Origin of the sequence: Candidatus Litorirhabdus singularis, assembly GCF_026262625.1 — a bacterium.
Lineage (GTDB): Bacteria > Pseudomonadota > Gammaproteobacteria > Pseudomonadales > Halieaceae > Litorirhabdus > Litorirhabdus singularis.
Genome location: NZ_SHNN01000004.1, coordinates 1 through 25,260 on the forward strand (window position 1 = coordinate 1; position 25,260 = coordinate 25,260).

Consider the following 25,260-nt stretch of genomic DNA (forward strand, 5'->3'; position numbering starts at 1 on the left):
CTGTGAGGCGTTGAGCTAACCAGTACTAATTGCCCGTGAGGCTTGACCATATAATCTAAGTAATTTTGCAAAAAACGACTTCGGTTGGATGTGCGCAAGTCACAGTCAGAACTCGAATTGCTCTTGAAAGAGAGAGTCAGCTTAATCGACCCTTGTTCCCTGTAGGGAGCTGGGGTAAATACCGAATCAGCCGAATGTCTTTAGACATCAGGCAAGCAGTTTTGCCTGGCGACCATAGAGAAGTGGAACCACCTGACCCCATCCCGAACTCAGTAGTGAAACGCTTCATCGCCGATGGTAGTGTGGAGTTTCTCCATGTGAGAGTAGGTCATCGCCAGGCTTTAATCCTAAACCCCGTTACTCAATGAGTGACGGGGTTTTTTTATGTGGATCGCCAGGCGGCGTGCGCGCCCCCGGTTAATACCAAGCCCCTGTAGCTAACGCTGCAGGGGCTTTTTTTGGTCTGGGAATCGCCAGGCGGCGTGCGCGCCCCCGGTTAATCCTAAACCCCGTTACTCAATGAGTGACGGGGTTTTTTTATGTGGATCGCCAGGCGGCGTGCGCGCCCCCGGTTAATCCTAAACCCCGTTACTCGATGAGTGACGGGGTTTTTTTATGTGGATCGCCAGGCGGCGTGCGCGACATGGCTAATAGCGACCCCCTGTAGCTAACGCTACAGGGGCTTTTTTATGGGTGGGTATCGGAGATGGTCGACTGCAAGCGGCCCTACAAGGGGAGTTACACCACAGTTGAGGGCCGCGAGCTAGCCACAGGTCTATGGCAGATTGAAGTCGGAGGGGCCTGTGAGGCCCTACAAGAGGCGATGCTTCAGGGCTGAGTTGCCCCGGGGATCTTTGAATAATGCGTTCGTAACCCCGAAGCTTACGCCGCTTTACTCTGCTGCTCTTTCTGCGCCAAATATTCGTCGTAGGTACCTTGGTAGTCCACGACTCTTTGATCGGTAATCTCCACGACTCGCGTTGCTAGTGTAGAAACAAATTCCCGGTCGTGGCTGACAAAAATCAAGGTGCCGTCATAGCCCTTAAGGGCCTGGTTTAGCGCGTCTATCGCTTCCATGTCCATATGGTTAGTCGGCTCGTCCATGATCAACACATTGGCATCGGACATCATCATTTTGCCAAACAGCAGCCTATTCTTCTCGCCGCCTGAACACACTCTGGCTTTCTTGTTGGCATCGTCAGCTGTGAACAGCAGGCGCCCTAGCATGCCGCGAATCATCAGGTCGTCGTCGGTAGGCCTGCGCCACTGCGACATCCATTCGAACAGGTTTAGATCCGAGTCAAAATCATCAGTGCTGTCTTGTGGGCAATAGGCGATGGTGGCGTTTTCTGACCACTGAATTTTGCCAGCGTTGGCGTTGATCTCATTCATTAAGCAGCGCAGGTAGGTGGTTTTACCGACACCGTTCTCGCCAATAACAGCCAATCTCGCGCCTGCCTCCAGAATCATATTGCCACCGGAGAATAGCGGGCCTTCGTCGAAGCCGTGGGCCAGTTCTTCAAGAATCAGAGCTTGGCGATGGAGTTTTTTGACTTGCTGGAATCGAATATGGGGAGACTTGCGGCTGGAGGGTTTGATTTCCGTCAGCTCAATCTTCTCTAATTTTTTGGCGCGTGAACTCGCTTGCTTCGCTTTGGAGGCGTTGGCGGAGAATCGATTGACGAACCCTTGCAGCTCTTCCATCTCAGCGCTTTTCTTGGAGTTCTCGGTTTTCAACTGGGTCTGAATCAGCGTGGAGGCTGCAACAAAGCTCTCATAGTTGCCCGGATAAATGCGCAGCTCGCCGTAGTCAATGTCTGCCATATGCGTGCAAACCGAGTTGAGAAAGTGACGGTCGTGAGAAATGATAATCATGGTGCATTTGCGTTCGTTCAAAACCCCTGCCAACCAGCTGATACTATGGATATCCAGGTTGTTGGTCGGTTCGTCCAGCAGCAGGATATCCGGATTGGAAAACAAGGCCTGTGCAAGCAGTACGCGTAACTTCCAGCCAGGGGCAACCTGACTCATCAAGTCGAAGTGCAGGCTTTCATCGATGCCCGCCTCAATCAAAATATCACCCGCTCTGCTTTCGGCGGTATAACCATCAAGCTCCGCAAACTCGATCTCGAGCTCAGCGACCTTCATACCCTCGGCTTCGCTCATTTCAGCAAGGCCGTAGATTCTGTCCCGTTCCTGTTTGATGTTCCAAAGTCTGGTGTCACCCATTATGACCGCATCGACGACACTGTATTCCTCAAAGGCGAACTGATCCTGACTGAGTGTACCCACTCTTTGGCCAGGAGTGATCGAGATATTGCCGGAGGTGGGCGTCAATTCACCACTGAGGATTTTCATAAAAGTCGTCTTTCCGCAGCCATTGGCACCGATAAGGCCATAGCGGTTTCCATCACGAAATTGTGCGGAGATGTCTTCAAAAAGCGGCTTGGAGCCGAACTGCATGGTGATATTGGCGGTGGTAATCAAGGGATATCCTGGGTGCTTGTTGGGAGAGTTACAAGCACGCCAATTCTTACAATGAGCCACTTGAGGGCGCGCATCCTATAGGTTTTTGGGCCCAAAGTCGAACCCAGTAGTGCAAGCGGCGCTTCGATTCTCGGTAACTCGCTGCCCGGTGCGCCATACGCTAGGTGTATCTATGTTGCTTGAGCAATCTCGGTGGGCCTGTTTTTACACAGTGAGTTTGCCATGGTCGTCTAAACCGGGACTGTGGGCCTGACTCGGCACGTCACAATCGGCGGCCGATTGCCTTTGATGGACGCCCAGAACCCACAGGGAGAATGGAGCTGAGGCTAGCCATGGCGTTGCGAGGCTGCTTCCTTCGCCTGCTCGGATCGTAGCCGCAGCAACCATGAGCTCTTGTTCTTCTCTGCGTCATAGAATATCGCGACCGTAAAGAAGAACATCAGGATCAGGATAATGTGCGCTGCGACACTGACACCGAAGTAAAGGATGCTGCCGAGATAAACCGCAAATACTCCGCTCCACATGAATGCCAGAATCGTCATGATGAACATTCTGCTGGTAGGGTCAGGTATATGCCTGATCGGATTTTTAGTGGAGTCAAAAACGTACTGGTATGCGTCGTAGATCCAAAGCCCAATTTTTTTCATGTCAAAGTCTCTTATATAGGTCAGTTTCCTATTAGAGGTTACGATCGTTCCTCGCAGTTGGATTAGTTTAAATTTCGATAGTGTGCAGCCGGGGTGCCTGAGCTTGGCTTGCAGGGCATTGAGCCTATTGCTATGTCGGTATTCTGTGGCTGTGCCGTCTCGCCCGATACCAGCCTCCACAGAGACTTCATCTCCTTCCATAGGCCGGGGTGAGGCCTATCCTGGCCTGCTGCGTCCTGCAGACCCTGCATCAGTAGGGCCTGTGCGACCATTTCACGCCCTAGTTGGTGTGAAACTTGAAGTTAAGGAAGTACATGCGCGGTGCCAGCGTGCTGACGTCAGTAGTACCAAAGGCGTCAACTGAGAAGCCACCGTTTATTTCACGCTCGTCCGTCAGGTTTTTACCGACTAGAGCCAGCTGCCATTTGTCACTTGGGGAGATGTAGGTGATACCGGCATTGAATACGGTGTAGGCATCCGCATGTAGTAAGTCGAAAGTGGCAGCCTGGGTGTCGTTGGTATAAAAGACGTCGTCCTTATACACCATGTCTGCACGCAGTCGCATATTGCCCATTCCTCCGAGAGCGAATTCATACTGGGCGCCGAGGTTACCCTGCCACTCGGGAACACTGGCAAAGGGTCGGTCAGAAGCATCCTCTACTATAATGGTGCCACCGGTGGGGTCACTGGGGTCTGGCACCAGAATATCGAATTCCTTGAACTCCGGATCAACATAGCTGGCGCCCGCAATCAGGGTCAGCCCGTCAGTCGGTACTGCGGTTATTTCCAGCTCAAAACCCTTGAGCTCGGATTCAGCAGCGTTGTCTACCACCAGCGCCAGACCTCCTGCCGCAATGCTGGAAGGGCGGTTCACCAGTATTTGCTGATCCTCGTACTCGTTATAGAAGATGGCGCCGTTCATCCGCAGGCGATTGTCCATCCATTCGCTTTTGAAACCCAACTCAAACGAGGTGAGGGTTTCCGGGTCGACTACGGAAACATCGGCAGCGCTGGTGGGGCGACCGTTGAAACCGCCACTGCGGAAACCACGCGAGACGTGGAAATAGGTCATCATCTCGTCGTTCAGCTGATAATCCAGCCCCACCTTCGGCGAGAACTCGGACCAGTCATCCTTACAGCTGTAGAAAGAGCCGGGCCCCTGGGCTGTTACGTCGCTGCAACTGGCAGGGTCGGTCGGGCCAGGTGCCACTATCGGCGATTGGCTGGCTTCCTTATAGCTGTACAGCTCAAAATCTTTTTCTTCCTGCGTGTAGCGCCCCGCGAGGATCAGGCGCAAGTCGTCAGTCAGGCTAAAGCTGGTATGGGCAAACAGAGCAATATTCTCAACATCTTGCTCGCGCTCATAGCGCAGGGTTAGGTCCAGCGGCTGCGCAAAGAATGCCAGCGGTACGCCGGTTTCAGGGTCGACTACCGACAGCGGTAATCCGACCAGCGCCTCATACAAACCGGTGGCTACATTCACTTGCGTATCGTGTTTCGCACTTTCTTTGAAGTAGTAGGCGCCGACCACCCAGTCGAGGCGGTCATTGAAAGCCAGCCCGTTGAGCACAAACTCCTGGCTGAACTGGTCTTGCTCAAACTGGGTGCCTACAGAAAAGTAATCCTGCGGGTCGTTATCACTGTCGCGCAGGATATCAGTATCCATCTTGCGATAGCCGGTGGTCGACTTCAGTGTCATGCCGCCATTCATATTCCAGGTATTGATCCAGCTGGCGCCACTGCTGCTCAGCTCATCTTTGGTTTTCTGCGACGCATCGCTGCGATCGATATCCCCGGTTTCGTTACAGCAGTCGCCGACGAAGGTGTTGTAAAAAAATGGGAATACCTGGTTAGAATCGAAATCTGCCAGTACCCGTGGGTAGATGTTCTGATCTTGCTCCACGCCGTCTATGACCAGATGAGAAGTAAAATTCTCTGTCACATTCCAGTTCAAGTGAGCGCGAATTCCCCATAGATCCTGGTCGCCGGCGTCGTCACCGCGACTGCGTTTCTGCCAACCGTCCGATTCTTTGCGAATCACCGATATACTGGCCGCCAATTTGTCTTCCACCAGCGGGAATTCCATGTAGATCTTGCCTGACTTGTGGCCGTAATCACCGACCCCGGCTTCAACCGACAGGTTATTGTCACCGCTGGGAGCTCGGGTGGTGACGCTAATGGCGCCGCCGATTGTATTGCGGCCGAACAGTGTGCCCTGCGGACCGCGCAGCACCGTGATTTGTTCAATATCGTTGAACTCGAAGTTGGCGCCAATATTGCGCGCCAGATAAACACCGTCGATATAGGTGCCTACGCCCGGATCTACGGTGACGGCAAAATCACTCTGGCCGACGCCACGGATAAAGGCGGCCAGGGTTGAGCCACTGCCATCGCTGGAGACCTGCATGCTCAGGCCTGGCGTCATTTCCTGGATGCTGCGTAAATCGGTAAGCGCGGCATCTTCTATGGTCGCCGCCGTTATGGCGGTAATCGATATGGGCGTACTTTGCAGGTCTTCCTCACGCTTGCGCGCAGTCACCAGAACTTCTTCCAGTGCCGTGGATTGAGCTGCAACAGCTAGCGGCATAGGCGCCATGATAGCGCTGCCAAGAACGAGTGCGGGAAACAGGGTGCGAGACGTGGGCATAACATTCTCCTGTCGATTTTAATGATATCGACTTTGGTTATTATTAGTACCATCAAGTGAAGCACCAGATGGTAGCCCTGGCTGCCCAGTGTACCGGTTGAACGTCAATACATTGCGCGGAACCAGGTAACCTGTAGTGTAACCATAAAGCCAAGCTTTGTTATTCCAATAGGCAATATTACCAATCTTGGCGGCGGTAGCGGTGTTGCATGGTTTTGGGCTGCCGCTAAGTCGCTGAAGCCTGTGACGGGGCTGGGGACGGGTCTTCCTCATCGGCGCTGGTTAAGTCCAATGAACGCGTGGCCAGTTTGGAGAATCTTAACAATTTGTCTTTGAGTCGCCGCGAATAGGTAGCGAAATTCATTAGCGCGCCGGCGTCCTTGCGTTCGGAGTGTGCCAGCAATTTGAGTAGTTCACGATTGGCATTATCGATATTGGTTTGGAGCTTGGTGGCTTGCTCGTGAGTCTTGGGCTCCACTCGATCCAGTAACGCTTTTTGAATGATGTCGAATAACACGAGTGTATCGCTGGAGATTTCTCGCACCATCAGTAGCACGTCGCTTTTGAGTTCGATGTACTGTTTGTCGATGACTAGCTTGGTATTGAAAAGATCTTCTATGGAGTCGTGAATCTGAAACAGGTAGTCGTAAAGCGTGATCAGTGTCAGCAGTTTCCGGGATTCCGCTTCATCAGAGACGTTGGACACGGCGCGAGAGAAATACCGGACGTTCTCCCGTTCGAGGAAAGATACGTATTCAAGCCGCCGTGCAGAGACATCGTAAACATTGCGGTAGTTGGTTTCGATGCTCAAGCTCACCAGATTGTAGTTTTCCTGCTGGAAAGCCATTAGCTGCCCGAGGTTTTCCTCCAGACGGGCTTGTAGTTCAGCAAAGTTGTCAGTGGCGTCCTGTGACGGCATCTTAATGCGCTCGAAGTCCATTTTGCCCTCGCCTAGCAAGGATTCGATGAGACGCGTAAAAGGGTTGATGAGAATCAGAAATACCAGACTGGTACCGATATTGAACACCAGATGAATATTGGCCAGCGCGATTGCCGGGCTGGTGTTCAGGTCAGCAAGGCGGCTTTCGAATAGGAAAAATACTGGCAAGAAAATGACCACTCCGCCGACGTTAAACAGGAAATGGCTGAGCGCAGTTTTCTTCGCTGCCAGATCCATCTTCACCATGGCAATCAAGGCTGTTGCTGTCGTGCCGATATTGGCGCCCATAAGCAATGGGATAGCATTTTCCAGACCCAGCAGTCCCTGCTGGGTGAAAATTATGGCTAGCCCGGTGGTCACTGAGCTGGATTGCACCAGAGCGGTGAACACGCAGCCGATCAAGATCGCCAGTAATGGGTTTTGTGGCCTGATCAGGTACTCCACTAACGCCGGTTCCTGCTGCAGCGGCGCCAGTGCCGATGAGATGAGTTGGAGGCTGAAGAACACGAAGCCAAAATAGAAAATCGATTTACCAAAAATCGCATATCGTGTTCGTGTTAGCGATAGTGCGAAGCCAGCAATAATGAGCGCGGGAGCGAAGGCGGTCAGTTTGAAGGCTACTAGCTGGGCCGTAATAGTGGTACCAATGTTAGAGCCAAAAATTATCCCGACACTGTTTTTGAAAGACAGAACTCCAGCATTTACCAAGCTTATGGCAATGACTGATGTAGCAGAACTGGACTGGATGACGGCGGTAACCCCGGCGCCCAATATCAGACCTACAACGGGCACTCGCGTGGCGGTGGAGATGAAGTGACGAAAGCGATCGCCGGAAATGTTCTCAATTTCACGGGAGAAATGTTCCAGCCCAAACACAAATAGAATGATAGCCGTCAAGCCGGCTACGATAATTTGCAATGCTTCCATAGCCCCTCCGCTGTTAGCTTCATGTTAACCCTCTGCAACGCACCCGGATTTAACCAGCCTGCAAGCTGCGCAGAACCTGCTTCGCGGCGGCTCGCAATGCGCGGCGATACTCGTCGCCATCGCCAACGAAGTTCTTGCAGCTGACAAAACTGATATTGACGTGGCTGGGGGTACTGGAAATCACATGAAACAGGCCCACATTTGGAGCCAGCGGGCCGAGTCCAATAAAGTCTATTAGGCGATTCCCGCGCATGTAAACTTCAACCGGTACTCCCGGTACATTGCTTATAATAGTGTTCACAGGCATCGGTAGCTCATCAATATGGCCTGAAGCCATTAGCCACTCTCCCAGCCACAGGATAATGCCCGGGTAGAGGTCATCAACCACCTTCAGAACGGCTTTGGGGCCCAGCTTGGCCGACCGTTTTCTGGTGCGCGTAGAACCCGCGTGAATGGCGTTTAGTCTGGCTTTGATGTTTCTAAGGTCGGTGTGTAGCGGCACTGTTCCGATGCTGACCTGATTGCCTACTTGCTCCGAATCACCTTTGTCTCGCACGTCCATGGGCATAGCGGTGACCAGACTGTCCGCTGGCAATTCGTCATGATCTGCAAGAAATTTCCGCAGGCCACCGGCCACCACACATAAGGCGATATCGTTGATAGTGCAGCCATACTGCTTTTGAATAGACTTTAAACGCGGTAACGACATAGTAATATGCCCAACTACCCGATCATGGTCGACATGAGCATTGAAGCGGGTTTTTGGCACGGGTTTAGTGGGTTGTTCAGCAGTACTCGACTCCTGACTGATCTGCCACAGGCCAGGAGCAACCTTCAGCAAGTCGCGCGCCAGATCTACGGGGCGCTGTACGTTGTGCCACCAGGCGCGTCCATATTTCTGCCACCAGGCGGGGGAGGTGTAGTCGCTCTGATTGGCCTTCTGCTGCGCCGCCATAGTGGGCGCATCTGTAGCGGGGTCAAGACTGTGTAAGCTGGCAAAAAGTTGCAGAGCCGCCTTGCCATCCATTACGGCGTGATGGATCTTGACCAGAATGGCACTACTGCCGGTGGGAACTCCACTCAGGTGGTCCAGCCCTTCAATGAGCAGCGCTTCCCACAGGGGTTGCTCCAGGGTCAAACCCTGAGCCTGAAATTCACCGCATAGGCGGTACAGCTCAGCCCAGTTGGCGGGGGCTGGTAAGCTGACGTGAGCAATATGATTGGTTATGTCAAAGTGCTTGTCTTCAACCCAGTAGCCGCGATCCATTGCTAGCGGGAGCGCATCCAGTTTGCAGCGTAGAATCGGAAATTGTTGATCAATCGCACTCTGCATCACGCTGCAGGCCAGAGCATGATCAACGTTTGCGGCGTGCTTGCCACCGGGTTCGTAGATAAAAAGCGCTGACATATGCAGGGGTATGTCAGGCAGCTCTCCGGCTACCATCAAATTGTCCAGTCCACTTAATTGATACATTCAGGTTGTGCCTCTACCGCCAGCTGGCGATGATTAATATCGTACCCCTGGCGGCGGTGTCCAGCTTTGCAGCACGTGACGATAGTTGCTGCGTTCAAACGCGCCAGGGTCAGCGGCATTGGTTTGACTCAGGCTGCCCTGCATTTGTTGTACGGAATCGTATTCGTTGTCCTCTAGCCATTGCCGCATTTCATCCAAAAGCGTACTGATGCGCTGTGAGCCCTGCTGTAACAGCGCACTGCACAAATGGACTACATTGGCGCCAGCCAGCAGTGCCTTAATAATGTCCGGGGTATTATGAAAACCACCGGTAACCGCGATATCGATGTCTAACTGCCCCCGCATAATTGCTGTCCAGCGCACCCTTAGTAACGCCTCGTACGGACTGGATAACTGTAACTGAGGCTCCACAGCAAGCGTTTCCAAATTGATGTCGCACTGGTAAAAACGATTGAACAGGGCTATTCCAGCAACGCCTGTCTGTTGTAGTTGATGCGCAAAGTGTACCGGCGATGAAAACTGCGGCGACAACTTTACTGTTACCGGAATACTCACGACATCGAGCAGTTTGCGCAACATATTGATATAGCGCTGTTCCACATCTTCAGCGCTTTCCAGGATATTGGCGGCGATGTAATAAACGTTGAGCTCCAGTGCATCAGCACCGGCGTCCTGAAGTTCTTTTGCGTACTCTATCCAGCCAGCGTCAGTGATGCCATTGAGGCTGCCGATGACGGGTACCTGGAGGTGGCTTTTCAGTTGCTGCAAGTGTTCAAGATAGGTGTCGAGTCCGCTGCGATAATTGTCCGGCAGCGGCAAAAAGCTAGAGGACTCGTGGTGGCCCAGATCCTGATGGTAGAAAAAACGCTCCAGTTTTTTTTCCTCAGCTATCAGTTCCTCTTCGAACAGCGAATGCATAACCAGTGCTGATGCGCCCGCGTCTTCCAGATGACGGGCGCTATCAAGGTCACGAGACAGCGGTGATGCAGAGGGCACTAACGGATTTTTCAGCGTCATGCCCAAATATTGGGTCTGCAGTGTTTGCATAGATATGGCCTCCCTTCACTCATCCACGTCTGGTCCGGCCCAGTCCAGGGCTGCCAGCTGTTGGTAGCGCAAGTAGCGTTGCTGCACTTCCTGCTGTGACTGTTGCAGTAGTTTCTCTGCGGTTTCGGGCGCACTGTGCCAGAGCATATTGAAGCGAGTCTCAGATTCCACAAACTCACGGTAAGGCAGACTCGGTGGCTTTGAGTCCATGCGCAGTGGGTTCAGGCCAGACTCGGCGCGGCGCGGGTCATAGCGAAACAGCGGCCAATGCCCGCTGTCTACTGCCATTTTCTGCTGCCGGTGGTTGAAGGACATATCCACGCCGTGAGCGATACAGGGGGAGTAAGCGATAACCAGAGAAGTTCCAGGGTAGCTTTCTGCCTCCAGTAGAGCGTTCAGGGTCTGGGTATCTTTGGCGCCATAAGCCACATGCGCGACATAGACGCTTTCGTAGTCCATGGCGATGCGGGCCAGATCTTTCTTTGCTGTGCTCTTGCCGCCGGCGGAAAACTTGGCGACAGCACCGCGTGGCGTTGCTTTGGAAGTCTGGCCGCCGGTATTGGAATAGACCTCAGTATCCAGCACCAGAATATTGACATCGCGGCCAGAGGCCAGCACATGGTCCACGCCGCCAAAGCCAATATCGTAGGCCCAGCCATCACCGCCAACAATCCAGACACTGTTGCGTAGCAAGTTGTCACTCAGTTCCAGCAGTGCTCGGGCATCTTCAGAATCTAATGTTGCCAGTACCTGCTGCAACTGTGCCACTCGCTCTCGTTGCTCGTGGATTTCCGCTTCGTCTACTTCTGCACATTGCAAAATATCCTGCACTAACTTGCTATCGAGATGCCCTGAAATTTTCTCCAGCAGATTGCGGGCCGCCTGCTTGCGTTGATCACAGGCAACTCGAATACCCAGGCCAAACTCGGCGTTGTCTTCAAACAGGGAGTTGTTCCAGGCCGGGCCGCGTCCCTCGGCGTTGGTGCGCCAGGGAGTAGTGGGCAGATTGCCACCGTAAATGGATGAGCAGCCGGTAGCGTTGGCTACTATCATGCGATCGCCAAATAGTTGGCTTATAGTGCGGATATAGGGCGTCTCACCGCAGCCAACACAGGCTCCGGAAAACTCAAAGTGCGGCTCCATCAGCATGGAGCCTTTCATGGTGTTGCGTTTTATCTCTGCATGGTCATATTCCGGCAAGGCCTCAAAAAATGACCAGTTGGCGGCTTCTTGCTCGCGCAGCGGTGGCTGCGGAGCCATATTGATGGCCTTGCGGCTGACATTGGATTTGTCTCTGATGGGGCAGATATCGACGCATAAGTTGCAGCCGGTGCAGTCTTCCGGTGCTACCTGATAGCTAATGTGCACGCCTTGTGGGTAGTCCTTACCCTTGATCTGCACATGTTTGAATGTCTCCGGTGCCTGCTCTACGATCTCCTGATCAAAAGCCTTGGATCGAATAGCCGAGTGAGGACATACGAACACGCACTTGCCGCAATGAGTGCAAAGATCGGTTTCCCATACCGGAATTTCCAACGCTAAATTGCGCTTCTCGTAGGCCGCGGTGCCCAATGGATAAGTACCATCGACCGGCAATGCACTGACGGGAATCAAGTCGCCGTGTCCAGCAATGATACGCCCGGTTACCCGCTGGATGAAGTCTGGCGCATCGGCAGGCATGGTGACGCCAGCCTGGTCGCTGCTGCTAACCTGCTTGGATGTGGCGACCTCATGCAGATTGGCCAGGGTTTCGTCAATGGCCTTGATATTCAGTGAGACCATTTTACGACTCTTGCGACCATAGGTCTTATGGACAGCGTCCTTGATGGCAGCGATGGCCTCAGCTTGCGGTAGTACTCCGGAGATGGCGAAGAAGCAGGTCTGCATAATAGTATTGATGCGCTTGCCCATGCCCGAGTCCTGAGCCACTTGATAGGCATCGATGACGTAAAAGCGGATATCTTTGTCGATGATGTGTTGCTGAATGTTGGCCGGCAATGCTTGCCAGGCCTGTTCGGGAGGCTCGCTGGTATTGAGCACAAAGGTGGCGCCTATCGCGGCCTTGTCCAGTATTTCGTAGCGCTCCAGAAATACCGGCTGATGACAGCCGACAAAATTGGCCTGGCCTTCTTCTATAAGATAAGCAGCATGAATGGGGTCTGGCCCAAACCGCAGATGGGAGATGGTAACAGCCCCTGATTTTTTGGAGTCGTAGACGAAATAGCCCTGTGCATTGAGTTCGGTGTTTTCGCCAATAATCTTGATGCTGTTTTTGTTGGCGCCTACCGTGCCATCAGAACCGAGGCCGTAGAACAGTGCCTGAAACGCCTGCGCGTGGGCATCGGTCCTGAAGTCCGGATCCCAGTCCAGACTGGTGTGATTGATGTCATCGACGATACCGACGCTGAAATAGCGTTGTGGTTGCTCAAGTTTGAGTTCATCGAACACAGCCTTGAGCATGCCTGGGGTAAACTCCTTGGACGACAACCCGTAGATACCGCCACATACTTTTGGCAAGTCGCCTGACCAATGCTGTACTAGCGCGGTGACGACATCCTTATAGAGGGGTTCGCCGCCAGCGCCGGGTTCTTTGCTGCGATCCAATACTGCGATCGCCTGCACCGTACTGGGTAGGGCTGCCGTCAGTAGGCCTGCATCCAGAGGGCGGAACAGGCGCACTTTCAATACGCCAGTGGCTTCGCCTTGCCGGCACAGGTAGTCAACGGTTTCCACCGCCGTTTCAGCGCCTGAGCCCATCATTACCACCACCCTTTGGGCCTGCGGGTCACCGTGGTATTCGTATAACTTGTAGTGACGGCCGGTAGCTTCGCCAAAGCGGTCCATGGTGTCTTGCACCAGACCTGGAAAGGCCTGATAAAACGGGTTGATGGCTTCACGGCTCTGGAAAAATACGTCCGGGTTTTGTGAGGTGCCTCGAATCACCGGTTGCAGTGGTGACAGGGCGCGCTTGCGGTGGGCACTAACAGCTTGCTCATCCAGCAAATCTGCAATCATTGATTTATCCGGCAGTGAAATTTTGTTGATTTCATGGGAGGTTCGAAAGCCATCGAAGAAATGCAGCACTGGAATACGACCCTTTAAAGACGCGGCCTGGGCAATGAACGCAAAATCCAGAGCCTCCTGCACTGAATTGGAGCAGAGCATGGCAAAGCCCGTGGCCCGAGCGGCCATGACGTCGCTGTGATCGCCGAAGATAGACAGGGCGTGGGTGGCTACTGATCGCGCTGCCACATGAATGACTGCGGGGGTAAGTTCACCGGCGATCTTGTACATATTGGGCAGCATGAGTAGCAGACCCTGTGAGGCGGTGAAAGTCGTGGCCAGACTGCCAGCTTGCAGCGCTCCGTGAATGGCACCCGCCGCGCCAGCTTCACTTTGCATCTCGATAACTTCGGGCACTGCCCCCCATAGGTTGCTGACTCCGGCTGCGCTCCAGTCATCAGCCAGTTCACCCATTGGGGAGGCAGGGGTGATGGGGTAAATCAGAATGACCTCGTTGAGCAGGTGCGCCATGGTGGCGGCCGCTTCATTGCCATCGATTGTCACTGTGCGGTGGTCTGCAGTTTTTTGCATCTGCTTGCCTGAAAGGTGCAGTCTGGAACCCAAGTGTACCGGTGACGGTCCCTGACTTTGTTGAGCTGGCGCAAGATTCAGGTCGATTGAAATCGACCCAACAACATACTGCAGCCCCGTATTTACAGGTTACAATCAGCATCTTTAGTCTTTCCAAGGAGATCGCCGTGAGCGAGGCCCCGGGTAACTCTTTTGCACAACGCGCGCTGGCATTTGTGGAGCGCACCGGCAACCGTCTGCCGGACCCGGCGATGTTGTTTGTGGCACTGCTGCTGGTCGTGTGGCTGGCGTCATGGTTGCTGTCCTATTTTGACTACGGGCTTACCGACCCACGTACGGGCGGGCCACTGCAGGTCGTTAACCAACTCTCGGCTACCGCCATGACTCAATTTTTGGGCAGCATGGTGACCAATTTTGCTCATTTTCACCCTATCGGTGTAGTGCTGGTAGCGATGCTGGGGATAGGTGTGGCGGAACACACCGGGTTTATCAATGCCGCGCTACGATCGATGTTGCGGGTGACGGCCAGTTGGCTGCTAACGCCCATGGTGATTCTGGTGGGCATTGTCAGTCATACCGCAGCGGACGCGGGTTATGTCTTGGTGATACCCCTGGGCGGAGTGATTTTCTATAGCGCAGGTCGCCACCCGCTAGCTGGCATAGCCGCCGCGTTTGCCGGCGTCTCCGGCGGCTTTTCTGCGAATTTCATACCCTCGGCGATTGATCCTATGCTGCAGGGTATTACGCAAACGGGTGCGCAGATTATTGATCCGGCGATAACGCTGAACCCCCTGAACAACTATTTCTTTACGGCGACCTCCTCGGTGCTGATTATTGGCCTGGGCTGGCTGATTACCGATAAATTTGTCGAGCCGCGCCTGGCGTCCACTCCGCTTGATGAGGACATTGTTGACCAAGACAGTTCCACCGAGCTAACCGCGCAGCAATCCCGTGGTTTGCGTTATGCCTTACTGTCTATGGTACTCAGCCTGCTGCTGCTGGCTGTCAGCGCGTGGTCACCCGAATCCGCATGGCGTGGTGCCAACGGTTCGCTGACGGAGTTGGGTGCACCGCTGATGGCGTCAATTGTGCCGCTGATTTTTCTCTTGTTTGTTATCCCGGGCATCGTTTATGGCATATTTTCTGGAACGGTTACCAGCTCCAGAGATGTCATTGAGGGCATGACCCAGTCCATGCACAGCATGGCCTACTATCTGGTTATCATGTTTTTTATCGCGCAGTTTGTGTATGCATTTTCCCAGTCCAACCTGGGTGTGTTGCTGGCACTGCAGGGCGGGGCAGGACTGCAGGCGCTGGGTTTACCATCCGCTATGACCATTACCGGTATTGTGCTGCTGACCGGTTTGCTCAATCTGTTTGTGGGTTCGGCGTCTGCCAAATGGGCGCTGTTGGCGCCCATTTTTGTGCCAATGCTCATGAGTCTGGGGATATCGCCAGACCTCACTCAGGCCGCGTATCGTATTGGCGACTCGACCACCAATATCATTACGCCGCTGATGCCGTATTTTCCGTTGGTGGTGGTGTACTGCCAGCGCTACGTGAAAAATACGGGCATAGGTACACTGACCGCGATGATGTTGCCCTACTCATTGGGCTTCATCATTCTGTGGACACTGTATCTGCTGCTTTTCTGGGGTGCCGGACTGCCACTGGGTCTGCAGTCCAGCTATACCTACTAGCCTGGGTACGCGCTGCTAGAGGCTGTCCACCAGATTACGCAGGGTTTCACACTGTTTAACGCGCTCTTCGACGGTACTGCCGGCAAAAGCAATATTGAGTGAAGTGACACCGGCCTCTCGGAGTGCGTATAAGCTGTCCTTGACGAATCCCTCTGGCCCGATCAGCGAGTTTTTCGCCAGATACTCGGCAGGAATTGCTGCCTCAGCTTCTTCTTTCTTGCCGGCCAGATACAGGTCCTGGATCTCTTTGGCGGCATCGGGGTAGCCACTCTGGGAAAATATGTCGTTGTAGAAGTTCTTTGAGCGCGCGCCCATGCCGCCAATGTAAAGTGCTGCCTGTGGACGACCGCGGTCACGCAGATGTTCCAGACCGTCGCCGATAGCAACGCCGCCGCCGGCAAATATATCCAGCGGGGCTTTATCCGGTGAGCGCTTGCGCGTGCCTTCTGCCAGCGCTTCACCCCAGATTCCGGCTGCGGCCTCGGCGCTGAAGAATACGGGCAGCCAGGCATCCGCCAGTTCGGCAGTCATTTTGACGCTAGCGGGTCCCAGTGACGCAATACAGATGGGTATGTCATTGCGAACTGGGTGGTTAATCAACTTCAGTGGTTTGCCAAGCCCCGTTCCGCGCTCGGCTGACAGCGGTATTTGGTAGTGCTTGCCGTCGAACTCGACTTTTTCCCGGCGCCACACTTTACGGCATATCTCGATAGTCTCACGCAGATGCGCTACCGGAGCTTCATAGGAAACACCGTGAAAACCCTCCATGACCTGCGGGCCGGATGCCCCTAAGCCCAACATAGCGCGGCCATCTGATAATGAGTCGATGCCGGCTGCGGTCATTGCCAACAGCGTCGGTGTGCGGGTGTAAACCGGAAGTATGCCCGAGGCAATGGTTACGCGTTCGGTTTTGGCGGCCAGGTAGCCCATGGCGCTGGGGGCATCGAAAGAATAAGCCTCGGGGACCCACACCAGATCGAGCCCGGCCTGCTCAAGCTCCTGAATTTCAGCGACTGAGGACTTGAAATCGCTGGCGTAGTTAAGCATGGTTGATATGCGCATAAGCTGGTTCCTTGAGTTATTTTACGTCAGCCGCCTAATACTGTTGCGAAGGACCTATCGAGTGGGCCAGTTTACCGCTATCAGGCGGTCTCAGGAAATAATCGTCACATAAACTCTTGGCCAAGCCGGCTTGACGCCTTCCTGACCTCATGCGCACAATATCCTCTGATCTCAGCAAACACGGATGTCTGAAACGCTTGAAAACCGTTAGTAACTATAAGGGGCCACAGCCGATTTTCGTCTCTCTTATTGCCTGTCCGTGGTTACTTCTGCACTCGAAAGGTCAGTCGTGGTAAGGGCTGGCTATATGCTGCACAACAGACGGTTAAGTGTGACACTCCATTGCTTACAGTGAATGAAAAACTAGCTTGGCTCCTGGCAGTTATTCTGGGCGGAGTATTCCTGTTACCAATGGCCTTCGATGTGCTGCTTGGAATCGCTCTGCTAGCGGTGTTGATTCAATACTCAGAGCTGCATGCACCGGTTCTCAGAGTGCTCAAGGACCCCCTCTATCTTTGTGCGTTGGCTTTGCTTTTATACCTGAGTGCCAGTGTGCTCTGGTCGGCGAATATTTCACCTAAGGGCGTGGCGCAACTTTGGCTGCGAATGTTGTTTGTTATGGTGTTCGTGCTGGGTCTGGCTGTTGCCCATCAGCGAACTTCAATAACACTCTTGCGAGCTTGCCAGGTTGTGGCTATTGCTGCTCTGCTTTGTGCGCTATTGAGTCTTATTTTGTTTTATATGTACCCGCCGGCAGACAGTCGTTTGGAAGGCCCGTTCAGGTTAGAGAACCCTGGACGGATTGGGCGCATGCTTGCGGTGGCGCTGCTGTTTGCTATTACACTTTTCCAATTAGAACGTGGCCGCTGGCGTTGGTTGGCCGCCTTGAGTTTTGTCGTGTGTAGCATGGCCCTGATTAATACAGGCACCCGCTCCGCCTGGTTGGCTGCTGTGTTCGGCATATTCTGCTGGCTTCTGGTCAGCTGGCATCCAAAACTCAACAAAGCAGTTGCAGTAGCCGGGGTTGGCTCTGTGCTGCTTGCGCTGCTCCTGTATGTGATGACATATCACCCTGAGTTGTCCGCTCAGCTATTCCCGCGCGGTGACAGCTTTCGCATGTCTATTTGGCAAGCGAATCTTAGAGATATTTTGGACGGTCATGTGTGGTTCGGCTGGGGGCAACTGGTGGAGCATCGAGTGGAAATGGGGGGCTACCTCTTTCGAGGGACGCATAACATGTTTCTGGCGATGCTGGCGGCAGGGGGGCTACCTGCATTAGTGATGTTCTGCGTTGTGCTCGGGTGGACTGGTCTGCGTCTGGTTCGACATGCGGGCGGAGCTGCGGCCACGCTTGGATTGGTATTGCTGATCGCAGGTGTGGCCGGTTTCCTGTTCAATGGCGACCGCATTATCGACAAAGTGAATTTCGTCTGGTTTGTGGTGTGGGTCCCACTTGGCTTTGCGATTGGGCTGTCCCAGCAGTCGACACTGGACGATAGTAACTAGGCGCCGGCGGCTTATTGCAGCTCTATGTTCGCTGTTTCGCGTAGCCAAAAGAGCACAGCGGGCAGGGCGAGCAGGGAGCTCAATGTCATCAGCGATAACGCAGCGCCATGACTACCAAGCGCGGTATATAAACTCCCCTCAATAGCTAGCCCTGCCGCTGCCGCCACCAGAGAAATGATGGCACGCAGTGTCGCCGCAGTCGACCGGCAATGGGTCGGGAATAGTTCTCCGGCGATAGCGTTCACCATCACATCCACGACAAAAAAGCTGAACAGGGCGGCAATCCAGGCCAACGGCACCATCCAGCCTGAGGTGTTATAAAACAACAGGAACGTCGCGCAATTGAGCGCTATACCAAAGGCCAGAACCGGCCGGCGGCCTACCCGATCGGATGTACGACCGGCAATCACGTTGCCAAAGATGGCGAAAGTGCCAGCGACCACAAACATGATACTGACCTGAGAGGGCGAGTAACCATGGCTGTCCTGCAAGTACTTGGACATAAAATTGAGGTTGGCGACGGCCTGAAACCAGAACATGCCGGCGATCAAGGTGAGCGCCAACAGTGCCAGCCTGTGGTGGCGAAATAGTTCCAGCAGCGGCTGCCAGAACACTGGTTTAACCTGACCCGGCTGCTGCTGTTCAAACATCGGTGATTCGGGCAGGCTCCTGCGCAGCCAGGCCACGTACATAATAGCGAGACCGCCAATCACATATAGTGCGCGCCAGCCTCCAGGCAGATAGTCCGAAAGTCCGTACAGCAGCGATGCGAGACCTGATCCAAGGCCACCCATTGCCGCCAAAAACCCGACCCCCCAGCCGCGATGTCTGGACGGCAGCAGTTCCAACGCATAGACAACAGCCAGAATTTCTTCCAGCGTGGTAAAGAGTCTGGCGTTGGCCTGAAAGAAGATGAACTGGTTTGCTGTTTGCGCGAAGCTGGTGGCGAGTGAAAAGATCGACAATCCTACCAGACTCACGACCAGCAGCCGCCTTCGTCCGCGTCCATCCGATAGCAGTGCCAGGGCGATGGCTGGCAGTGCACCCAAACGGGCAATCGCTATCATAGTGCCAAGCTCCTCCTCAGCGATCGAGAAGCTCTCTTGCACGTCTGGCAGCGCCAGAGTGAGCAGGGTCATATCGTATTGACCGATAAAAAAAGCAGCACCCAGTAGCAGCAGTATTCTGCGTTCTGGAGCGCTCAGGCTCGCTGGTATTCCTAGTAGCCTCATGCGCGGTAGTCAGCCGATAACAGCTAGCAGACCCTGATATCCGCCCCCGACACAGTATCTACTTCGCGCTGTAAGTGTATTTCTGGCCGCCCAGTGAGGCTTCGTACATCAAGCCACCCTTGGCGACAGTGAAAATCGCCATGCCTTTACGGAACCCACCGTGTGCCATATTGGCATTATTTGTACCACCGCTGGCACCGGCTGTGGCACCCCCACCGGTATTGGCTTCAGCAGATACGCCGGCGGTAATAGCTACCGCCGTGGCCTGCGCGCTGAACTCAAAATTGCCGGAGGTGAATTCTTTCAGGGCGCGGGCATCTTCAAAGAAGATGATCTGGCTAAAGGCCTGACCGCCCAGCTGAAACCCGAAGGTCACCTGCGTCATAGAAGAATCGCCAATATGGCTGCCAGCGGCGTAAACCCTGCCTTTACCATGGGCTCCACCGATGCCGATGCCACCTTTGCCTACAGTAGGAAAGATCGCGTAGCCATAGCTTGCACTGAAGAACTCTGCGGTTTCGTCAGCGCTCTTGAATGACTCGATGGCGTCGCTATAGCTATCTGCCAGACTGGTGTTGGCGGTTAGTACCAGTGCCAGTGCGATTAAAAAACTGCCGAGAAGTCGTTGCATGGGGTTACCTTTGAGTGGCGATTATCATTGATGTGAAGGGGTCAAAGCTCGAGTATTTGCAGCAGCATTTGCTGGCGCGTGTTCCGACGCTTCATTGCTGGCGCTATAGTAATTGATTTGCAGCGCTTTTAAGAGGGTTCGGTAAAATTCACAGTTGTCTCTGCATGCTGCAAGTAGATTGTTTCCAGTGGGTTAAGCGCAGCATCAAGCATGAGTACCTTGCCGCCGTCGGTGGACTGGACGGCGGCATAGATGCGCTCGCCATCCTGAACCAGTCCGGTGACGCCTTTATCGACCGCAGGGTCGAGTCCGCAGTCGCTGAGGTCGACGAACCAACTGTTACGGTTAGCGTCGTGCAGGCTTAACCCGAACCACGCTAAGTGCTAGCGCCGCCCCGTGCGTCGCAGTGCTGCGGGGGTGAAATCGGCGGCCTTGGCGGGATTACCCCAGACATAGGCGTAGTTAGGGATCTCATTGGATAGACCGGTTATCAGATAGCGGCCGGAGACCAGGTCGTTCATCACGTCACTGCCCCAGGGAACTTTGGCCTGGTAGTGGAAGATGTTGTGGCTCTGCCCCACCCGCCAGAGTTCTCCGCGGCCGTCATACTGGTCTTTTACCACCACGCCCCAGCTGTCCTCATCAACGTAGAACACGCGCTTGGCGTAGACATGTCGCTCGCCAGGCTTGAGCGTGGCCTGCACCACCCAGACCCGGCGCAGTTCGTAGCGCGTGTGCTCAGGGTTGAGATGGCCGGGCATAATCAGGTCTTTATATTTCAGTGTTTTTGAGTGAAATTGATAGGCATTCGTTGGTCCGTATAGCTCCTGCTTACCGAGCAGCTCCCAGTTGTAGCGATCGGGGGCGCCGTTATAGGCGTCCAGGTCGTCGGTGGTGCTGAGGGCATCGGCCGCGAAGCCGGGTCCATCGTAAGACAGGTTTGGCGCCCGGCGCACCCGTCGCTGCCCCGCGTTATAAACCCAGGCGTTCCGTGGCTCGGCAACCTGATCAATGTTTTCATGCACCAGTCGCACATCGCCTTCCAGACGTGCCGGCTCGAGAATTCGTGACAGGTACAGAAACAGGCGGTTGGGGCTGACTTCGCCGGCCGGGAAATGGCTGCCAAATACCAGCAGATCCTGAAACACGACAGGACTGAATACGCCGTTGGCCTGCACCGGTATTAGGCTATAGGTGCGTTCAACACTGCCGCCGCGGTAGCGAGTAATGTGGTTCCAGATCACCTCCAGCGCGGAGTCGGGAAACGGAAACGGTACGGTGGTGCCATTCAGGTTGCGCAAGCCATTGCCGCCTTCGACCAGCTCGACACCGGCGGCGCTGCGTTTGACCTGCTCGAGCACATCAGTGGGGTAGGTGGACACGCGATGGCCGGGGTAGACCGGGAAATAATAGCTGTCGGGATAACGTTTCAGTAGCTCCAATTGCCCTGGACTGAGTTGCTGCGCGTATTGCTGGGCGTTGCTGGCATCGATCCGAAACAGTGGCTTTTCATCGGCAAACGGGTTTAGCAGTCCCTGACTGTCAATGTCGCCTACGGGTATTTCACTCAGTCCATCCTGCCAAGCGGGAATGGTACCTTCAGCGTTGCCGGCCCGCTCTGCGCCGACGGGCGTATAGGTCTCACCACCTAGGCTGGTGACCTGCTCGGCGGTTGCGCCAGCCCAGAGGCTTTGGCTGACGGTCAGTAATAACAATAAGGGTGCAGTGGCCCAGCGATGATTCATGTTAGCGTCCTGTTAAAATTATAAGGCCAGTCTGCATTGAGCTTCGTTAGGTCGCTATCAGATAGATCAAGTTTTGGGCTGAAAGCCCTCGCTGCAAATCGACGCGACCAGCTGGGCTCAGGCGAATAGCATGAGCACTGCAGCGGCCAAGTCCGCCAACCAACGCTTAACATCCAGCCACCAGTCGCTGGTTTGATCAATCTCCCACTGATCATGCGCGCGGCTGAGAACATAGGCCTTAATATCCTGGGTAGCGCTGGCGGAAAGCACGTCATCGAAGGCGGGCATGCCCATGGCGGACATACTGCCGCCACGCACCACCTCGTCAAAATTTTCATACCAGTAGTGATTAAGCTTGCGCAGGTCCGGCACACTGCCGTCGGACACCGCTGATGCCCCGTGGCAGCGCGAACAAAAACGGGTATAGGCCTGGCCGCCACGGTCAATAGCATCGGCATCGGCATTCACCGGCGGTGGGCGTTCGCGGCTGGCGGGTAATTCATAGGCGGGCAAGCGGTTGCTAGCGTCGAGTTTGAAAGCCAGTATGCGGCGTTTGGGGGTGGCTGGCTGGTGGTCCAGCCCAATGGCCTGGCTGTAGCCGCCGCCGCGTCCAGCCATGACCGCCACGTACTGCTCACCATTCACGGCGTAGGTAACCGGTGGTGCGGCAATACCGTGCTGTGAGTCGAAGCTCCATAGCAGCTTACCTGCAGCGGCGCTGTAAGCGTTAAAGCGGTTGTCGGTGGTGCCCTGGAACACCAGGCCGCCGGCGCTGGAGAGGACGCCGCCGTTGCCCATTTTAGGGGTCGGAACCCGCCACACTTCGCGTTGTTTTATAGGATCCCAGGCCAGCAGGTAGCTATTGATCAAACGCTTGAGCAACGCCTGTGTTAGCAAGTTGCCGAATGGTGATCGTTCTACCTTGTAGCCCAGGTTCCAATGATTCTGGTTCCAGGTGAAGTTATCTTCCTGTGCCATCGGTGCCGTAAAATCCAGCGCTGGCAGGTACACGAGGCCGGTTTGAGGGTTGTAGGACATCGGGTGCCAGTTGTGGCCACCCAGCCCGCTTGGGTGAAGCATAAACGGTTCATCAACGTAGCGTGCCGCGGGCACTTCTATAGGCCGCCCGCTGCTCAGGTCGTAGCCGGTGGCCCAGTTGACCGGGACAAAGGGTTCGGCCGATAGCAATTCACCGTTAGTCCGATCGATAATAAAAAAGAACCCGTTCTTGGGTGCCTGCATCAAGACTTTGCGGACCTCACCCTGCCAGGGCAAATCGGCGAGAATCATCTGCTGGGTGGCGGTGTAGTCCCAGGTCTCGCCCGGGTTCTGCTGGTAATGCCAGACATACTCGCCAGTCTGCGGACGCAGGGCGACAATGGAGGAGAGGAACAGATTATCGCCACCGCCCGGGCTGCGCACTTCCCGGTTGTGCGGCCCACCATTGCCGACCCCGATGTACAGCAGGTCCAGCTGCGGGTCATAGCTGATCGAGTCCCAGACAGTGCCGCCACCACCCATTTTCCACCATTCGCCGTGCCAGGTAGTCGCTGCCATCTCCATCTGCGAGTTTTCAAACTCCAGTTTCGGGTTACCCGGCACGGTGTAAAAGCGCCACAGTTGTTCGCCGCTGTCAGCCGCATAACCGCCAACATAGCCGCGCACACCATATTCCGCGCCGCCGTTACCGATAACGACTACACCGTTGGCGATACGCGGGGCGCCGGTGATCGCATAGGGTTGGCTCTGGTCGATCGTGAGCGTGCGCCAGCGCTCGGCGCCGGTAGCACGGTCAAGCGCCACCAGATAACCGTCCAGCGTTCCTACGTAGACGCTGTCCTGCCACAGCGCTACGCCGCGATTGACCACGCCACAGCAATTGACATTGGCGCGGTGGCGGTCCACACCGGGGTCGTAACTCCACAGCAACTGCCCAGTGTCGGCTTGCAGAGCATGCACCACACTCCAGTTGCCGGTGGCATACATAATGCCGTCGGCAATCAGGGGGGTGCCTTCCAGACCTCGGGTGGAAGGGACGTCAAAGCTCCATGCCAGGCCCAGGCGCTCGACTGAGTCGGTGTTGATTTGGGTGAGCGGGCTGAACCGGGTTTCCTGTAGGTCGCGCCCATGGGCCAGCCAGTTATCGCCGTCGCTGGCCGCCTGTAAAAGGCGTGGCTGGTCTACAGGCATCTGCGCCACGCTGGCGGCGCTGGCAGTCAACAACAGGCATAGCAGGAGTCGGTATAGCTCGGTGGGAGTTGGCATAGATACTCTCATTATTATGTGGCTTTAGCTTACCAAGTCAGAGGTGTTGGCCCAAGGGCTGTCGCGTTTACGTTAGCGCCGCAACGGCGCTATAGTGACGGCCGCAGCACATTTATCGATGGGAGTTTAATTATTCGCATGACAGTTGAAGAAGCGATTCGTGGCCGGTATTCAATCCGCGGGTTTCTGCCGGACCCGGTCCCCCAGAGCACATTGAATAATGTGTTCGAGTTGGCGCAATGGGCACCATCAGGTACTAACATTCAGCCGTGGCAAGTTTACGTGGCCTCAGGTGACACGCTGGTCACGCTGCGCGAGGAATTCAAGCGGCGGGCACGCGCCGGCGAAAAAGGGCACCCTGACCACAGTGACTCTGGCAAAATGGGCGAGCTCTGGCGGCAACGACGGCGCGATTGTGCAGCGGCACTGTACGACGCTATGGGCATAGAGTGGGAAGATAAGGCGGGGCGGGCGGCAGCTGCGTTTCGTAATTTTGAAATGTTTGATGCGCCGCATGTGGCATTTTTGTGTATGCATGAGAACTTTGGCAAGAGCTCTGCGGCCGACGTGGGTATGTACGCGCAAACCCTGATGTTGGCGCTGACGGCTCACGGGCTGGCGTCCTGTGCCCAGGGTACCATGGGCCATCATCCGCAATTGGTGCGTGATACCTTTGGTATTGAGTCGGAGGTTAAGCTGCTGTTTGGTATCAGCTTTGGCTACGAAGATACCTCGGTGCCCGCCAATGCGACCCGCACCTCGCGGGCACCTTTGTCAGAATCGGTGGTGTTTCGCGACTGAAATCCGCTTTGTGGACGCCCGGCGTGTTGCTATTTCGAGGTGCTCAGGGCGATATTAGAGGCTCCGGCTTCACGACAATTATCAATCACTGCGGCAACGGTTCTGGTCTGGGAATGATTGTGGGCGCGCAGCATTACCTTGGCTTCAGGCTTTTCGGCGTGCAGTCGCGAGATGTTGGCGCGTACTGATCTTGCATCTATACGGCGTCCATGGATCCAGATTTCGTTGCTGGCAGTGATGAGTATGCTGATATTCTCGGAGGGGCTTGAGCTCGCTTGATTAGTCGTTTGATTTCGACCCACTTCAATCACGACTTCGGTGATGAAGGTGCCGGCAACGATAAAGAAAATCAGCATTATCATCACCACATCAAGCATGGGGGTGAGATTAATTTCGACATCATTATCTTCTTTTTGCCGACTGACACGTTTTCTGTGTACGCCACGATCATCCACACCGACCCGATCAAACCACATTTCCATGTCTGTCTCCCGGATAGCGGCGCACCCGCCAAACAATTCAGACGGAACCGCTTGAGAAAAATAGAAGTTGTGC

At 54.8% G+C, this 25,260-nt stretch carries 17 protein-coding genes and 1 rRNA gene; 5 read left to right on the forward strand and 13 right to left on the reverse strand.

The genetic code is table 11. The features are described from left to right. Positions 1-224 precede the first annotated feature (224 nt). Positions 225-340 (forward strand): 5S ribosomal RNA (gene rrf, locus EYC98_RS17240). 542 nt (positions 341-882) lie between these two features. Here rrf and EYC98_RS17245 read toward each other — a convergent pair. The 7 genes from EYC98_RS17245 to nifJ form a co-directional block, all read right to left on the reverse strand. Further along, entirely contained in the window at positions 883-2,487 is a 1,605-nt protein-coding gene (locus tag EYC98_RS17245) for an ABC-F family ATPase (RefSeq protein ID WP_279246634.1), read from the reverse strand. Between the two features lie 326 nt (positions 2,488-2,813). Further along, positions 2,814-3,134, reverse strand: a complete 321-nt coding sequence (locus EYC98_RS17250) for a hypothetical protein (RefSeq protein ID WP_279246635.1) — start codon at positions 3,132-3,134, stop codon at positions 2,814-2,816. Positions 3,135-3,414: 280 nt separating this feature from the next. After that, the gene (locus EYC98_RS17255; protein WP_279246636.1) at positions 3,415-5,781 is read right to left on the reverse strand and encodes a TonB-dependent receptor; all 2,367 of its coding nucleotides are present in this window, start codon (positions 5,779-5,781) and stop codon (positions 3,415-3,417) included. A 226-nt stretch (positions 5,782-6,007) separates the two neighbouring features. Next, positions 6,008-7,648 (reverse strand): Na/Pi cotransporter family protein, encoded by a 1,641-nt coding sequence (locus EYC98_RS17260; protein ID WP_279246637.1) that lies wholly within the window; start codon positions 7,646-7,648, stop codon positions 6,008-6,010. A 49-nt stretch (positions 7,649-7,697) separates the two neighbouring features. Next, positions 7,698-9,122, reverse strand: coding sequence for a wax ester/triacylglycerol synthase family O-acyltransferase (locus tag EYC98_RS17265; RefSeq protein ID WP_279246638.1), 1,425 nt, complete (start codon positions 9,120-9,122; stop codon positions 7,698-7,700). A 33-nt stretch (positions 9,123-9,155) separates the two neighbouring features. Further along, positions 9,156-10,169 (reverse strand): dihydroorotate dehydrogenase-like protein, encoded by a 1,014-nt coding sequence (locus tag EYC98_RS17270; protein ID WP_279246639.1) that lies wholly within the window; start codon positions 10,167-10,169, stop codon positions 9,156-9,158. Between the two features lie 15 nt (positions 10,170-10,184). After that, positions 10,185-13,763: a pyruvate:ferredoxin (flavodoxin) oxidoreductase gene (gene nifJ / locus EYC98_RS17275; protein ID WP_279246640.1), complete on the reverse strand. Its 3,579-nt coding sequence runs from the start codon at positions 13,761-13,763 to the stop codon at positions 10,185-10,187. Positions 13,764-13,930: 167 nt separating this feature from the next. On the opposite strand from nifJ, the gene EYC98_RS17280 reads away from it, so the two are divergent. Further along, on the forward strand, positions 13,931-15,463 hold the full coding sequence (locus EYC98_RS17280; RefSeq protein WP_279246641.1) for an AbgT family transporter: 1,533 nt from the start codon (positions 13,931-13,933) through the stop codon (positions 15,461-15,463). Positions 15,464-15,478: 15 nt separating this feature from the next. On the opposite strand, the gene EYC98_RS17285 is transcribed toward EYC98_RS17280, so the two are convergent. Continuing rightward, positions 15,479-16,525, reverse strand: a complete 1,047-nt coding sequence (locus tag EYC98_RS17285; RefSeq protein ID WP_279246642.1) for an LLM class F420-dependent oxidoreductase — start codon at positions 16,523-16,525, stop codon at positions 15,479-15,481. A 351-nt stretch (positions 16,526-16,876) separates the two neighbouring features. Between EYC98_RS17285 and EYC98_RS17290 the strand changes: the two genes are divergently transcribed. Beyond that, positions 16,877-18,031 (forward strand): O-antigen ligase family protein, encoded by a 1,155-nt coding sequence (locus EYC98_RS17290; RefSeq protein ID WP_279246643.1) that lies wholly within the window; start codon positions 16,877-16,879, stop codon positions 18,029-18,031. Between the two features lie 11 nt (positions 18,032-18,042). On the opposite strand, the gene EYC98_RS17295 is transcribed toward EYC98_RS17290, so the two are convergent. Continuing rightward, complete coding sequence (locus EYC98_RS17295; RefSeq protein ID WP_279246644.1) at positions 18,043-19,263, reverse strand: MFS transporter; 1,221 nt, start codon at positions 19,261-19,263, stop codon at positions 18,043-18,045. Positions 19,264-19,321: 58 nt separating this feature from the next. After that, on the reverse strand, positions 19,322-19,894 hold the full coding sequence (locus EYC98_RS17300; RefSeq protein ID WP_279246645.1) for a lipid-binding SYLF domain-containing protein: 573 nt from the start codon (positions 19,892-19,894) through the stop codon (positions 19,322-19,324). A gap of 164 nt (positions 19,895-20,058) precedes the next feature. Here EYC98_RS17300 and EYC98_RS17305 point away from each other — a divergent pair, with 164 nt between their 5' ends. Beyond that, complete coding sequence (locus tag EYC98_RS17305; RefSeq protein ID WP_279246646.1) at positions 20,059-20,259, forward strand: hypothetical protein; 201 nt, start codon at positions 20,059-20,061, stop codon at positions 20,257-20,259. Positions 20,260-20,277: 18 nt separating this feature from the next. Here the strand turns inward: EYC98_RS17305 and EYC98_RS17310 are convergent, their stop codons facing one another. Both EYC98_RS17310 and EYC98_RS17315 read right to left on the reverse strand, forming a co-directional pair. Then, entirely contained in the window at positions 20,278-21,639 is a 1,362-nt protein-coding gene (locus EYC98_RS17310; protein ID WP_279246647.1) for a DUF1329 domain-containing protein, read from the reverse strand. A 117-nt stretch (positions 21,640-21,756) separates the two neighbouring features. Next, positions 21,757-23,904, reverse strand: a complete 2,148-nt coding sequence (locus EYC98_RS17315) for a PQQ-dependent dehydrogenase, methanol/ethanol family (protein ID WP_279246648.1) — start codon at positions 23,902-23,904, stop codon at positions 21,757-21,759. A 138-nt stretch (positions 23,905-24,042) separates the two neighbouring features. On the opposite strand from EYC98_RS17315, the gene EYC98_RS17320 reads away from it, so the two are divergent. Continuing rightward, positions 24,043-24,705, forward strand: a complete 663-nt coding sequence (locus EYC98_RS17320; protein WP_279246649.1) for a nitroreductase — start codon at positions 24,043-24,045, stop codon at positions 24,703-24,705. 29 nt (positions 24,706-24,734) lie between these two features. Here the strand turns inward: EYC98_RS17320 and EYC98_RS17325 are convergent, their stop codons facing one another. Beyond that, positions 24,735-25,187, reverse strand: a complete 453-nt coding sequence (locus EYC98_RS17325; RefSeq protein ID WP_279246650.1) for an ExbD/TolR family protein — start codon at positions 25,185-25,187, stop codon at positions 24,735-24,737. Between the last annotated feature and the right edge of the window lie 73 nt (positions 25,188-25,260).

Bases quoted from the DNA above. Each gene is read 5' to 3' on its own strand.
- EYC98_RS17250 (WP_279246635.1), bottom strand. From the start codon at position 3,134: ATGAAAAAAATTGGGCTTTGGATCTACGACGCATACCAGTACGTTTTT.
- EYC98_RS17255 (WP_279246636.1), bottom strand. From the start codon at position 5,781: ATGCCCACGTCTCGCACCCTGTTTCCCGCACTCGTTCTTGGCAGCGCT.
- EYC98_RS17260 (WP_279246637.1), bottom strand. From the start codon at position 7,648: ATGGAAGCATTGCAAATTATCGTAGCCGGCTTGACGGCTATCATTCTA.
- EYC98_RS17265 (WP_279246638.1), bottom strand. From the start codon at position 9,122: ATGTATCAATTAAGTGGACTGGACAATTTGATGGTAGCCGGAGAGCTG.
- EYC98_RS17270 (WP_279246639.1), bottom strand. From the start codon at position 10,169: ATGCAAACACTGCAGACCCAATATTTGGGCATGACGCTGAAAAATCCG.
- nifJ (WP_279246640.1), bottom strand. From the start codon at position 13,763: ATGCAAAAAACTGCAGACCACCGCACAGTGACAATCGATGGCAATGAA.
- EYC98_RS17285 (WP_279246642.1), bottom strand. From the start codon at position 16,525: ATGCGCATATCAACCATGCTTAACTACGCCAGCGATTTCAAGTCCTCA.
- EYC98_RS17295 (WP_279246644.1), bottom strand. From the start codon at position 19,263: ATGAGGCTACTAGGAATACCAGCGAGCCTGAGCGCTCCAGAACGCAGA.
- EYC98_RS17300 (WP_279246645.1), bottom strand. From the start codon at position 19,894: ATGCAACGACTTCTCGGCAGTTTTTTAATCGCACTGGCACTGGTACTA.
- EYC98_RS17305 (WP_279246646.1), top strand. From the start codon at position 20,059: ATGCTGCAAGTAGATTGTTTCCAGTGGGTTAAGCGCAGCATCAAGCAT.
- EYC98_RS17310 (WP_279246647.1), bottom strand. From the start codon at position 21,639: ATGAATCATCGCTGGGCCACTGCACCCTTATTGTTATTACTGACCGTC.
- EYC98_RS17315 (WP_279246648.1), bottom strand. From the start codon at position 23,904: ATGCCAACTCCCACCGAGCTATACCGACTCCTGCTATGCCTGTTGTTG.
- EYC98_RS17320 (WP_279246649.1), top strand. From the start codon at position 24,043: ATGACAGTTGAAGAAGCGATTCGTGGCCGGTATTCAATCCGCGGGTTT.
- EYC98_RS17325 (WP_279246650.1), bottom strand. From the start codon at position 25,187: ATGGAAATGTGGTTTGATCGGGTCGGTGTGGATGATCGTGGCGTACAC.